The sequence below is a fragment of the Pseudomonas sp. FW305-E2 genome, from assembly GCF_058782925.1.
In genome coordinates, this window is the sequence record NZ_JBYSYE010000025.1 from 22,013 (window position 1) to 34,661 (window position 12,649).

9 protein-coding genes are annotated in these 12,649 nt (G+C 64.2%); 1 reads left to right on the top strand and 8 read right to left on the bottom strand.

All coding sequences use genetic code 11. The annotated features are described in order from the left end of the window. Positions 1-16: 16 nt before the first annotated feature. Both AC3WLP_RS18090 and AC3WLP_RS18095 read right to left on the bottom strand, forming a co-directional pair. Positions 17-994 (bottom strand): thiamine pyrophosphate-dependent dehydrogenase E1 component subunit alpha, encoded by a 978-nt coding sequence (locus tag AC3WLP_RS18090; protein ID WP_012051081.1) that lies wholly within the window; start codon positions 992-994, stop codon positions 17-19. A gap of 22 nt (positions 995-1,016) precedes the next feature. After that, positions 1,017-2,072, bottom strand: coding sequence for an ATP-NAD kinase family protein (locus AC3WLP_RS18095; RefSeq protein WP_003255336.1), 1,056 nt, complete (start codon positions 2,070-2,072; stop codon positions 1,017-1,019). Positions 2,073-2,355: 283 nt separating this feature from the next. Between AC3WLP_RS18095 and AC3WLP_RS18100 the strand changes: the two genes are divergently transcribed. Beyond that, a complete protein-coding gene (locus AC3WLP_RS18100) occupies positions 2,356-4,209 on the top strand; it encodes a sigma-54-dependent Fis family transcriptional regulator (protein ID WP_003255335.1) in 1,854 nt (617 codons plus the stop codon). Between the two features lie 193 nt (positions 4,210-4,402). On the opposite strand, the gene accC is transcribed toward AC3WLP_RS18100, so the two are convergent. The 6 genes from accC to AC3WLP_RS18130 form a co-directional block, all read right to left on the bottom strand. Continuing rightward, a complete protein-coding gene (accC, locus tag AC3WLP_RS18105) occupies positions 4,403-5,758 on the bottom strand; it encodes an acetyl-CoA carboxylase biotin carboxylase subunit (RefSeq protein WP_003255333.1) in 1,356 nt (451 codons plus the stop codon). A gap of 17 nt (positions 5,759-5,775) precedes the next feature. Beyond that, on the bottom strand, positions 5,776-6,237 hold the full coding sequence (gene accB, locus AC3WLP_RS18110; RefSeq protein ID WP_003255332.1) for an acetyl-CoA carboxylase biotin carboxyl carrier protein: 462 nt from the start codon (positions 6,235-6,237) through the stop codon (positions 5,776-5,778). Positions 6,238-6,337: 100 nt separating this feature from the next. Beyond that, positions 6,338-6,793 (bottom strand): type II 3-dehydroquinate dehydratase, encoded by a 456-nt coding sequence (gene aroQ / locus AC3WLP_RS18115; RefSeq protein WP_003255330.1) that lies wholly within the window; start codon positions 6,791-6,793, stop codon positions 6,338-6,340. 179 nt (positions 6,794-6,972) lie between these two features. Then, positions 6,973-8,745: a protein-disulfide reductase DsbD gene (locus tag AC3WLP_RS18120; protein ID WP_088513628.1), complete on the bottom strand. Its 1,773-nt coding sequence runs from the start codon at positions 8,743-8,745 to the stop codon at positions 6,973-6,975. 189 nt (positions 8,746-8,934) lie between these two features. Further along, on the bottom strand, positions 8,935-10,896 hold the full coding sequence (locus AC3WLP_RS18125) for a methyl-accepting chemotaxis protein (protein ID WP_088513629.1): 1,962 nt from the start codon (positions 10,894-10,896) through the stop codon (positions 8,935-8,937). 243 nt (positions 10,897-11,139) lie between these two features. Further along, the gene (locus tag AC3WLP_RS18130) at positions 11,140-12,495 is read right to left on the bottom strand and encodes a diguanylate cyclase (protein ID WP_014755203.1); all 1,356 of its coding nucleotides are present in this window, start codon (positions 12,493-12,495) and stop codon (positions 11,140-11,142) included. Positions 12,496-12,649 lie beyond the last annotated feature (154 nt).

A 12,649-nucleotide genomic window follows, 5' to 3' on the forward strand; every position in this document is an offset into this window, starting at 1 on the left:
TCTTGTAATCCGCGGCTCAGGGGTAGGCGACGTAGACGTCGGTGAGCAGGTCGGCGGGCTGTGGCTTGGGATCGGATTTGGCGCGGCGTACGGCGTCTTCGATCAGGTCCTCGACGCGGGCGTCGATGGCGTCCAGTTGCTCGGCCTTGAGCAGGCCGGCGCGGGTGGTCTTGTTGCGAAATTGCATGAGGCAGTCGCGGGATTCGCGCAGGTTCTTCACTTCATCAGGGGCGCGGTAGGTTTGCGCATCGCCTTCGAAATGGCCGTAGTAACGGCTGAGCTTGACCTCGATCAGCGACGGCCCTTGCCCGGAGCGGGCGCGCTCGATGGCAGCGCCGGCGGCCTCGTAGACGGCAAAGAAGTCAAAGCCGTCGATGGTGACGCCTGGCATGCCGAAGCCGGCAGCGCGGTCGGCAATGTGGTCGCAGGCTACGGACCAGTTGGAGGCAGTGGCCTCGGCGTAGCCGTTGTTCTCGGCCACGAAGATGCAGGGCAGGTTCATGATCGACGCCATGTTCATGGCCTCGAACACGGCGCCCTCGTTGGATGCCCCATCGCCGAAGAAGGCTACCGACACGTCATCGCGGCCCTTGAGCTTGGCCGCCAGCGCCGCCCCGGCCACCAGTGGTGCGCCGGCGCCGACGATACCGTTGGCACCGAGCATGCCTTTTTCCAGGTCGGCAATGTGCATCGAGCCGCCCTTGCCGCCGCACACGCCGGTTTTCTTGCCGTAGATCTCGGCCATCATGCCGTACACGTCCACGCCTTTGGCGATGCAGTGGCCATGGCCGCGGTGGGTCGAGGCAATGCAGTCGCTGTCGCGCAGGTGGGCCATGACCCCGGCTGCAGAGGCTTCCTCGCCGGCATACAGGTGGACGAAGCCGGGAATTTCGCCGGTGGCGAACTCCACATGCAGGCGTTCTTCGAAGGCGCGGATGGTCCGCATGACTTCATAGGCATGCAGCAGTTGATCAGTACTGAGTTGATTGGACATCTTGTTGTTCTCCGGGGTTGTCTCAACACGGGTTTGCAGGGTGCAACCGGTGGCCGCGCGGGACGGCCAGCAGGTGGTGGCGGGCGGCATGCGCCAGCACGGCTTCGACGTCCACACTGAGTGGGCCTTGGTGGTCGAGGGTGATGGTGGGGGTGTCATGCTCGGCAAATTCGATTTCGCGTTCGCCGTCCAGGGCCAGGGTGCCGCTGGCGAGGCTCAGGCGCTGGGCGACGCCGGGCGTCAGCTGACCGCAGGCGGAGATGCCGCAGGCTTGCAGCAGGCCGGGCGCCAACGGCGCCAACAGCGCCTGTTCGGCGTCGGGGGCCAGGCGTACCCAGGCGCCGTGCGGGTCTTGCCGTGACACCGGGCACCACAGACCGCACAGGGCCGACAGGCCGATGGCGTGGGGTTCGGCGAAGCAGGCGAAGACTTCGCAGAGGTCCTCGCTGCGGCTGAGCGCACGGGCACCGATGAAGCGCTGCGGCGACACGGCCACCTCGACCAAGGCCCATTCGGCCAGCTGTTGTTCAGGCACGTTCACCAGTAAGCGTTTGTTGCGGCGCAAGCCGATGCTGGCCGGTACCCGGCCACTGGCAAGCAGGCCACCGGCCAGGCCCGCGCTGGTGGCTTCACGAAGTTCGGGGAAGGCGTTGTTGGTGCCGGTGGACAGGGTCAGCAGCGGCACGTCAGCGGCCTCGGCGGCGACCGCCTTGTGGGTGCCATCACCGCCCAGCACGGCGATCATCGCCACGCCGCGCTCGACCATGCGCCGGGTTGCCAGGCGGGTATCGGCCACGGTCTGGGTCAGTGGCAGGTCGAGGATCTCGATGGCCGGCCAGTGCTGGTCACGGGCCCCTGGGCCCTGGCTGGCCTTGAGCACAGCAGCAGCGATACCGGTCATGTCGCTGGGCAACAACACCTGGCCAATGCCGGTGGCGCCGAAAGCGGCCAGCAGGCGCTGGATAGCCGAGGCCTTGTCGGTGCTTGAATAGAGCCCGGCATTGGCGGTCAGGCGGCGCAGGTCGCGGCCAGAGGCAGGGTTGGCAATGATCCCGACAATCGGGGCGGGTAGCGGCATGGCGCACCTCATATTTTTGTTTGCAAGGGGAGGAGCAAGCGGGGTGCCAGCTTTCTTCGCGATGGCTGAAGTGGCCGGGCTAGAGGGTTCTGGTCGTGTTCGGGCAGGTCTTCACGGGTGTGGCGGCGAGACGCCGGGTGCCAGCGCCGGGCCGGTGTTGCCGAGACGCTGAGACGCTGCGTCTCAAGCCAGCCGGTAATCACACAGTGCTTGTCGGGGCATGCCCAGAGGCGCTTAATGGCCGGACAACGATAAAAACAGTAACGAGAACCGGAGGGCCTGAATGCTTGCCGCGAACTCCCGAGCCCATGTGGACTGCGTCAGCAGGGTGTTGAAGAATGCCGACCGCCTGCCGCAGGCGCCGGTACCACCGCTGATCCTCGATTCATGGCGCCGCTCCATGGATGTGTACCGCCTCGACCCCGGTTCCCAGCAGGGGCCGCGTATCCTTTCCCAAAGCCTGCTCAACGAATGCCGCGAACGCGCCGAGCTGTTCCTGCGCATCGCCAGCGATGCCGTGGCGCGCTTGCACGAACGGGTGCGCGGCGCTGACTACTGCGTGCTGCTTACCGATGCCCAGGGGCGCACCATCGATTACCGGGTCGAGTCGGCCATCCGCAACGACTGTCGCAAGGCCGGGCTGTATCTGGGGACCTGCTGGTCGGAGGGCGAGGAGGGCACATGCGGTGTGGCGGCGGTGCTGACCAGCAAGGCCCCGGTCACGGTGCACAAGCGCGATCACTTTCGCGCCGCCTTCATCGGCCTGACCTGCACAGCGGCGCCGGTGTTCGACCCGTTGGGCGAGTTGCTGGGCGTGGTCGATGTGTCGGCCTTGCAGTCGCCGGACGATCGGCGCAGCCAGCACCTGATCCGCCAACTGGTCGAGCAGACCGCCCGCGAGATCGAAAACGCTTTCTTCATGCACAGCGCCCAGGGCCACTGGGTGATGCGCGCGCATGGCACGCCGGGCTATGTGGAGAGCCAACCCGATTACCTGCTGGCCTGGGATGCCGATGGCCGCTTGCAGGCAATCAACAGCCTGGCGCGGCAACGGCTGGTGGAACGCCTGGGGCGCTTGCCTGAGCATATTGGCGAACTGTTCGACATCGACCAACTGCGCCGGGTGAGCGCGTCGTCCGCCCAGCGCCTGCCTGGTCTGGGCGGTTTGTATGGCCGGGTCAGCGCACCGCAGCAACGCCAGCGTGCGCAGCCTTTGCGCCAGGCCCAGGACACCCGTATCGAGCAACACCTGCGGTTGGCCACGCGGGTCAAGGACTGCAACCTGGCGGTGCTGGTACTGGGTGAGACCGGGGCCGGCAAGGAGGTATTCGCCCGCCAGCTGCACCAGCAAAGCCAGCGCTGTGATGGCCCGTTCGTTACCCTGAACTGCGCGGCCATTCCGGAAACCTTGATCGAGAGCGAGTTGTTCGGCTATGTGGCCGGGGCCTTCACCGGGGCTTCCAGCAAAGGCATGCAAGGGCTGTTGCAGCAGGCCGATGGCGGCACGCTGTTCCTCGACGAGATCGGGGACATGCCGCTGAACCTGCAAACCCGCCTGCTGCGGGTGCTGGCGGAGGGCGAGGTGGCGCCGCTGGGGGCGGCGCGGCGGGAGCGGGTGGATATTCAGGTGATCTGTGCGACCCATCGCGATCTGGCGGCGATGGTGGAGGACGGGCGATTTCGTGAAGACTTGTACTTCCGCCTGGCCAATGCCCGCTTTGAGCTACCCCCCTTGCGTGAGCGTGATGACCGGCTGGGGCTGATTCACCAGTTGCTGGCCGAAGAGGCTGCGGCCTGCGGGGTGGAGGTGGTGTTGGCGGATGACGCGCTGCAGGCGCTGCTGGTTTATCGCTGGCCGGGCAATTTGCGCCAACTGCGGCAGGTGTTGCGGTATGCCTGTGCGGTGAGTGAAGGCGGGCAGGTACGGCTTCAGGATCTGCCGCAGGAGGTGCGCGGTGAAGCAGTTGGCTCGGCTGAAAGCGGGGTGTCGTGCCCGGCACGGCAGCTGTTGCTGGACGCGCTGATTCGCCATCGCTGGAAGCCGGCTGATGCGGCGCGGGCTTTGGGTATTTCGCGGGCGACGCTTTATCGGCGAGTGCATGAGCATCGCATCGACATGCCGCGGATGAAGGGGTAGAGCCCTGGGGGCGCGCTGCGCCCCTTTCGCGACGCAAGGCCGCTCCCACAAGGACGGCGTCAGTCCTGAGGCATGCGCGCAACCTGTGGGAGCGGCCTTGTGTCGCGATAGGGCCGCAACGCGGCCCCAGCTTCAGGCAGGCAATAAAAAACCCCGGCACAGGGCCGGGGTTCTGGTACATCACACTACACGATCACTCCTGGTTGGCCAGTTTGTGCTCGAGGTAGTGAATGTTGACGCCGCCTTTGCAGAAGCCTTCATCACGCACCAGGTCGCGGTGCAGCGGGATGTTGGTCTTGATGCCGTCGACGACGATCTCGTCCAGGGCATTGCGCATGCGCGCCATGGCTTCGTCGCGGTCCTTGCCGTAGGTGATCAGCTTGCCGATCAGCGAGTCGTAGTTCGGCGGAACCGAATAACCGCTGTACAGGTGCGAATCGACGCGTACGCCGTTGCCGCCCGGGGCGTGGAAGTGCTTCACCTTGCCTGGGCTCGGGATGAACTTCTTCGGGTCTTCGGCGTTGATCCGGCACTCCAGCGAGTGGCCGCGGATCACCACGTCTTCCTGGCGGAACGACAGCTTGTTGCCAGCGGCGATGCTCAGCATCTCCTTGACGATGTCGATGCCAGTGACCATCTCCGACACCGGGTGCTCAACCTGCACGCGGGTGTTCATCTCGATGAAGTAGAAGCGGCCGTTTTCGTACAGGAACTCGAAAGTACCCGCACCACGGTAGCCGATCTCGATGCACGCATCGACGCAGCGTTTGAACACTTCCTGGCGGGCTTTCTCATCGATGCCCGGGGCTGGTGCTTCTTCCAGGACCTTCTGGTGACGGCGCTGCAGCGAGCAGTCACGGTCGCCCAGGTGAATGGCGTTGCCCTGGCCGTCGGACAGTACCTGCACTTCCACGTGACGTGGGTTGGTCAGGAACTTCTCCAGGTAAACCATCGGGTTGCCGAAGGCAGCACCGGCTTCGGTACGGGTGAGCTTGGCCGAGGAAATCAGGTCCTCTTCCTTGTGCACCACGCGCATGCCGCGACCACCACCGCCACCGGCGGCCTTGATGATCACCGGATAGCCGACGTCACGGGCAATCGCCAGGGCGACTTCTTCGTCTTCCGGCAGTGGGCCATCGGAGCCCGGTACGGTCGGTACGCCCGACTTGATCATCGCGTCCTTGGCCGAAACCTTGTCGCCCATCAGGCGAATGGTGTCGGCTTTCGGGCCGATGAAGGCGAAACCGGATTTTTCCACCTGCTCGGCGAAATCGGCGTTTTCAGCCAAGAAGCCGTAACCCGGGTGAATCGCGGTGGCGCCAGTCACTTCGGCGGCAGCGATGATCGCCGGGATGTGCAGGTAGGAATCCTTCGACGATGCAGGGCCGATGCAGACCGACTCGTCTGCCAGGCCCAGGTGCATCAGTTCACGGTCGGCAGTGGAGTGCACGGCGACGGTCTTGATACCCAGCTCTTTGCAGGCACGCAGGATCCGCAGGGCAATTTCCCCGCGGTTGGCGATCAGGACTTTTTCGAGCTTCCCAGACATCGTTGGCTCTCCGCGATTCAAACGATGGTGAACAGCGGCTGGTCGAACTCAACCGGCTGGCCGTCTTCTACCAGGATGGCGTCGATGACACCGCCAACATCGGCTTCGATGTGGTTCATCATCTTCATGGCTTCGACGATGCACAGGGTGTCGCCTTTCTTCACGGACTGGCCAACTTCAGCGAAGTTAGGCGAGGTCGGCGAAGGCTTGCGGTAGAAGGTACCTACCATTGGCGAACGGATCACGGTGCCTTTCAGGGCCGGGGCGGCAGCAGTGGCTTCGGCGGCTGGCGCAGCAGCGGCAACCGGCGCAGCGGCAGGGGCGGCGGCCATAGGCGCCGGTGCATAGAACTGCTGGGCAGCTGGGGTCTTGCTGTGACGGCTGATACGGACCGACTCTTCGCCTTCCTTGATCTCCAGTTCGTCGATGCCAGACTCTTCCAGCAGCTCGATCAGTTTCTTGACTTTACGGATATCCATTAATCATCAACTCCCAAAGGTTCGGTCAGGGGGCGAAATACAAAAAAACGTATCTGAAACGTTTCTCTCGAACCCCGGCCCACTTAGGCCAGGGTTTTCATCATTTGGGCTGTGCGTTGGCAGCCAGTTGTTCCAGCGCGGACTCCAGGGCCAGGCGATAACCGCTGGCGCCCAGACCGCAGATCACCCCTACGGCAACATCGGAAAAGTAGGAGTGGTGACGGAACGGTTCGCGTTTGTGCACGTTGGACAGGTGCACTTCGATGAATGGGATGCTCACCGCAAGCAATGCGTCACGTAATGCGACGCTTGTGTGGGTGAAAGCAGCCGGATTGATCAGGATGAAGTCCACACCCTCGTTGCGTGCGGCGTGAATGCGGTCGATCAGTTCGTATTCGGCATTGCTCTGCAGGTACTGCAGATGGTGGCCTGCGGCGCGGGCGCGTTGCTCCAGGTCCTGGTTGATCTGAGCCAGGGTCACGGCGCCGTAGTGGCCTGGCTCGCGAGTACCGAGCAGGTTGAGGTTGGGGCCGTGGAGCACCAGTAGCGTTGCCATCTGCGGATTCCTTGGATTTGTAGGGCAATTCGACACAGCGCGGCGAGTGTGCCGTAAAGCAACGGCAAGTGTCCAGTTCCCGGCAATAGCCAGCACGATGTCCGAGGTTCGCGCGAAGTATGTGACCGAATAATTAAATCCGGTCACTCATTTCAGGATTTTTCCCGGCTCGCGGGAAGTTATAGACCGACTTTGCCGCGCACGCGCGTCAGAATCTGCGCAAATTCACCGGCATTTATCTCGCCAATCACCCGATCAGCGGTAATTTCGCTGCCGTTCGCAGCAAAAAACAGCAGGGCGGGTGGGCCGAACAGCTGGTAGCGGTCGAGCAGCGTGCGTTGCTCGGCATTACTGTCGGTGATGTCGAAACGCAGCAGTTTGAAGCCGGCCAGCTGTGTTTGCACTTGCGGTGCATTGAGCACCTCATGCTCGATCACCTTGCAGCTGATGCACCAGTCGGCGTACCAGTCCAGCAGCACTGGCTGGCCGGCGGCCTGGGCCTGCGCCAGGGCTGCGTCCAGAGCATCAGGTGTGGTGATGGTCTGCCAGGCATCGGCTTTTGCCGTCGGGAGGCTGCCACTGGCGGCCAGTGACGCCCCCGGCAGTGGGCGCAGTGGGTCGCCCTGGCCAGTGAGTGCGCCGTACCAGCAAGCCAGCGCGTACACCAGCAAGGCCAGGCCGAGCAGTTGCACCAGGCGCTGGGCTGCCGTCTTGACGACGAACTCCAGCGCGCCGAGGAACAGTGCCACACCCGCGGCGAGGAAACCGACCAGCAGCAAGGTCACAGGGCCTGGCAGTACACGGCTGAGCAAACCGATGGCCAGCCCCAGCAGCAGTACGCCAATGGCGTTTTTCACCGTGTTCATCCATGGGCCGCTTTTGGGCAGCCAGGCCGCGCCACCGGTGGCCACCAGCAGCAGTGGCGCACCCATGCCCAAACCCAGGGTGAACAGCTTGAGCGCGCCACCCAGGGCATCGCCGCTGGCGCTGATATAGAGCAAGGCACCGGCCAGGGGGGCCGAGACACATGGAGAAACCAGCAAGCTGGAGAGCACACCAAGCACTGCTGCACCCAGCAGCGAGCCGCCGCGGGTGTGGTTGGCGACGTTGTTCAGGCGGTTGCTCAGGGCCTGGGGCAGCCTCAGTTCGAAGAGGCCGAACATGGCCAGGGCGAACACCACGAAAAACAGCGCGAAGGGAACCAGCACCCAGGCCGACTGCAGGCGCGCCTGCAGGTTCAGGCTTGCGCCGAACAGGCCCATCAGTGCGCCGAGCACCGCGAAGCTGGCGGCCATTGGCAGCACGTAGGCCAGCGACAGCGCCAGGCCGCGCACGCCACCAACCTGGCCGCGCAGCACCACACCGGAAAGGATCGGTAACATTGGCAGGACGCAGGGGGTGAAGGTCAGGCCGACCCCAGCGAGGAAGAACAGCAGCAGCGACTTCCAGTTCCAGCCGTGTTCGCGGGTGGCTGGCGTGTTTGCAACGCCCTCGCCATCGATACTCAGGCGTGCGGTTTCCGGCGGGTAGCACAGGCCCTTGTCGGCGCAACCCTGGTAGCCCACCAGCAGGGTGAAGGCGCGTGGGTCTTTGCGTGGCAACTCGATATCGAGCACGCCGTGGTACACCTCGACGTCGCCGAAGAATTCATCGTGCTTGGCCTCACCTTTGGGGATGTTCGGCGTGCCCAGGGTGATGTCGGCCGGTTCCGTGTGGAACTGGAAGCGGTGGCGGTAGAGGTAGTAGCCATCGGTGGCGACGAAGCGCAGCTTGATGGTTTGCGCATCGGCCTGGACCAGGTTGAGCTTGAAGGCCTCGTGTACCGGCAGAAAGTCGGCGTTGTTGGCCAGCGAAGCGGCGCCAAGGGTGGCGCTTGGGCGGTTGTCGAGCAGGCCTGTGGCGAAGGCAGGGCTGGCCAGCAGCAGGAACAGCATGAGAAACAGGCGACGCATGGCGGACTCGCGAGGTGGAACGTGCTCGGCATGATAACGGATGCGCAGGAATAATTGGCCCGAAACAAACGTAGGAGCGGGTTTACCCGCGAAGCGCCGCGCGCGCGGCGCTCAATCTCCCAGGCGCAGCACATGTCCCGTCAAACACCACCCAACTGCTACACCTGTCCTGGCGACCACCGCGCTGACTCAGACCCTGAACGCTCGCACGGCCCGGTTCAGCTCACCGCCCAGGCTCAGCAGCTGTTCGCCCTGTTCACGCCCCTCGCCAATGCGCTGCAGGTTGTCTTCACCCAACGCGTGAATCCGCTCGCTGTGGTCACGAATCTCGCTCACCGCGCCACTCTGCTGCGCCGTGACATCGGCAATCCGCACCGCCGTATCGGCAATGGTACGAATGGCACAGACAATCTCATCCAGTGCCCCATCCGCCGCCTGGGCTTGGTTGGCCGTGGCCTCGGCATGTTCCAGTTGCGCGCGCATCCCCGCCACCGAACTTCTGGCGGCCTGCTGCAAGCGGTCGATCAACGCCTGGATTTCGCCGGTAGCCCCCGTGGTGCGCTGGGCCAGCGAGCGTACCTCATCGGCGACCACGGCAAAGCCACGGCCCATCTCGCCGGCACGGGCCGCTTCGATCGCGGCATTCAGTGCCAGCAGGTTGGTCTGCTCGGCAATCGCGCGGATCACCGTCAGTACCCCGCCAATGGTGGCCGACTCTTCCGCCAATTGTTCGATCATGCGGGCGTTGCCTTGCACTTCATCGACCAGCTCACGCAAGCCCGACAGGCTTTGGCCGATTACCGCCTGGCCTTGTTCCACCGCACGCCCGGCATCGCGGCTGGCCTCGGCGGCTGCGCTGGCATCACCAGCCACTTGTTGAATGGTCGCTTCCAGCTCGCCCAAGGCATCGCGGATCTGCCTGGTATCGCCGGCCTGTCGCTCGGCGCCGCCGTGCAGCGCAGCGCTCATGCCGGCCAGGGCGTGGCTGCTGCCGGCCACCTGCTCGGCGTTATGGCGGATGGTGCCGACCAGCTCCACCAGGTACTGACGCAGGCGGTTGAGCGACTCCTGGATGTCGTGCAGTTCGCGGTTGGTCTTGCCCAGGGCGATGGCTTGGGCGAAGTCGCCCTCAGCCCAGCATGACAGGGCCGGGGCCAGTCCGGTCAGGGTACCTGCCAAGCGCCGTTGCAGCGTGTCGATCAGTAGGGCGATCAGCAGGATCAGGCCGATCATCAGGCCTTGGATGATGCGCACCTCGGCAGCGATTTTCGCATGCTGGCCGCGCACTTCGGGTTCCAGCGCGGCGATGGCCTGTTGTACGGCTTCCAGGCGCTGGCCGGTGGTGGCGGCCAGCGCGACGCGGCGCTCGATCTGTTCGCGGGTGCGTTGCAGTTCGGCCGGGTAGCGGTTGAGCAGGCTTTGCAATTCACGCTTCAGGCCTACGGCAATGTCTTCCTGCTGGGCACTGGCCCGGGATTCCAGGCCCATCATTGCAGCGAAGTCGTCGGCACCGGATTCGGCCGTGCGGGTTACGCCGAGCAGTGGCAGGCCGTCGACCGTTTGGGCCTGGGCGCGGATCAGTTGCAGCTCGCGCTCCACCTCATCGGCCAGCTCCGGGCGGCCGCTGCTGACCAGCTTGTCGCGAGCCAATGACAGCCGCCCCAGGTGCAGGGTGGCGTCGAGCAAGGGCAGCAAGTAGCGATTGGCCTCGGCGTTGCCACTGTCGCGGGCGTAGCTGGCCATCTGCTCGAAGTTCGCCCCCAGTTCCCGCTCGGCTTGCAGCAGCAGGGCTTGTGGGTCGCCGGCCAGCTTACCGGCGGCCAGCAGTTCGTTGGCGGTGAAGGCCTGCAGGCTATCCAGGCTGGGGCGCAACTTCTCGGCCAGCTCTACGGGCCAATCCGTCAGTGCGGCCTGCAACTGCTGGGTCGCCTCCATGGCTGCGGCCTGACGCAGGGCATCGCCGCTGCCCAGGTAGGCCTGGATATTGCGCGCCGTCTGGTTCTGGAACTGCTGAGACAGGCCCAGATAGCGCTCCATCAGCTGGTAGGGGCGCTCGAGGGCGCGCTGCGACCACCACAGGGTGGCGCCCAAGGCGATACACACGGTCACCAGCAATAGGGTGTTGAAATTGGTCAGCCACTTCAGGCGCATAGCCGCGAATTTCCTGCGCAGGTGAGAGGTAGGCGCCTGAAGTTATTGCGATTTTGTGACGGGGTGATGACGCCAGGGGCTTGGTGTCAGAAAAAAGTGGCACAGTGCCTCTATTGGTGTGGCTGGCACTGGCCTCTTCGCGGGCTTGCCCGCTCCCACAGGTTTACCTCCAGACTTGAGGTATGTGAAATGCCTGGGGAAGCGGGCGAGCCTGTTAAGAAGCCGGCACAGTGAGTGCGAATCTCAGGGCTCTACACGAACGACGCAATTACGCCCCGCATGCTTGGCCCGGTACAGCGCCTCGTCCGCTGCACTGGCCATGGTCAGTGCATCCAGCCCCTCATCCAGTTGCACCACCCCTGCACTGAAGGTGCACTGCAAATCCCGCGGCTGCGCCGGGTAGAGAATGTCGGCAAAGCGCCGGCGAATTTCGTCCAGCACCTTGTGTGCGGCGTCCAGCGCGGTATTGGGCATGACGATGGCAAACTCTTCGCCACCGTAGCGGCCAATAAAGTCGGTCTTGCGCAAGCGCTGCTTGAGGAATAGGGCAAGGCTCTTGATCACGCGGTCGCCCATGGGGTGGCCGTGGCGATCGTTGATCTTCTTGAAGTGGTCGATGTCGAGCATGGCAAAGCTCAACGGCTGCTGCTCACGGCGGGCGCGGAAGCTGCAGTCTTCCAGCAGCTGCAGGATATGGGTGTGGTTGTACAGCCCGGTCAGGCTGTCGCGGACCATGCGTGCCTTCAAATGGCGGGCGCGGGCGGCGCGGTTGCGCACGGTAGTGATCAGGTGGCGTGAGCGAAACGGCTTGGTCAAAAAGTCATCACCGCCTTCGCTCATGGCATCCAGTTGCTTGTCCAGGTCGTCCTCGGCAGACAGGTAGATGATCGGCACGCTCACATAACGGTCACTGTGGCGGATTACCTTGGCCAGCTCCGGGCCGGTGCAGGCCGGCATGTACAGGTCGAGGATGATCAGGTCGGGCTGGAAGTCGGCAAGCTCGGCCATGGTGCGGATCGGGTCGGTCAGGCTGCGGGTGAGCATGCCGGCGCCGGCCAGTACACGCTCGGTGTACAGGGCCTGGGTGCGCGAATCGTCGATGATCAGCACGCGCAGCGGGTCGTGCGGGGTGGCGTTGGTCAGCAGTTCGACCTTTTCCAGCAAGCTGGAAGCTTCCAGGCTGCCGGTGAGAAAGTCCTGGCCACCGGCGCGTACCGCAGCCAGACGGGTCGGGGTGTCGGCTTCGTGATGGCTGAAGAACAGCAACGGAATGGCGCGTGCCAGGCCCTGCTGCACCCGAGCAGCCAGCAGCAAGCCCAGGCCGGCGCCGGTGAAGTCGACATCCATGATGATGGCCGAAGGCGGGTACTCGCTGATCGAGGCGAGAAACGCTGCGGCGCTGGGCAACGCTTGCACCACCAGACCAAAGAATTCCAGTTGCTGGGCCAGGCGCTGGGCGCGCTCGTGGTCCTGCAGCAGGATGTACACCGGTTTGCGCACGGGCAGCAGCAGCGGGTCGAGCGGGTCGTCCTTGCGCAGGCCGTTACGCGTCAACTGTTGGACGGGGCACTGCGGGCTCGGCTCGACTGCTTGGCTCATGTCCTGGCTACTTATAGGTTGGGATGTGCAGGGGCAATGATGGCTCTATGCTAGCAGCTCTTTTCACGTGCGTGAGTGCCCTGCGTCAACAAAGCGGGCAGAACGAATATTCAGTTGCTGACTGAATGGTCGCTTATGCGTACGGTGGTGTCTG

Coding starts and splice junctions, on each gene's coding strand:
- AC3WLP_RS18090 (WP_012051081.1), bottom strand. CDS start 994: ATGTCCAATCAACTCAGTACTGATCAACTGCTGCATGCCTATGAAGTC.
- AC3WLP_RS18095 (WP_003255336.1), bottom strand. CDS start 2,072: ATGCCGCTACCCGCCCCGATTGTCGGGATCATTGCCAACCCTGCCTCT.
- AC3WLP_RS18100 (WP_003255335.1), top strand. CDS start 2,356: ATGCTTGCCGCGAACTCCCGAGCCCATGTGGACTGCGTCAGCAGGGTG.
- accC (WP_003255333.1), bottom strand. CDS start 5,758: ATGTCTGGGAAGCTCGAAAAAGTCCTGATCGCCAACCGCGGGGAAATT.
- accB (WP_003255332.1), bottom strand. CDS start 6,237: ATGGATATCCGTAAAGTCAAGAAACTGATCGAGCTGCTGGAAGAGTCT.
- aroQ (WP_003255330.1), bottom strand. CDS start 6,793: ATGGCAACGCTACTGGTGCTCCACGGCCCCAACCTCAACCTGCTCGGT.
- AC3WLP_RS18120 (WP_088513628.1), bottom strand. CDS start 8,745: ATGCGTCGCCTGTTTCTCATGCTGTTCCTGCTGCTGGCCAGCCCTGCC.
- AC3WLP_RS18125 (WP_088513629.1), bottom strand. CDS start 10,896: ATGCGCCTGAAGTGGCTGACCAATTTCAACACCCTATTGCTGGTGACC.
- AC3WLP_RS18130 (WP_014755203.1), bottom strand. CDS start 12,495: ATGAGCCAAGCAGTCGAGCCGAGCCCGCAGTGCCCCGTCCAACAGTTG.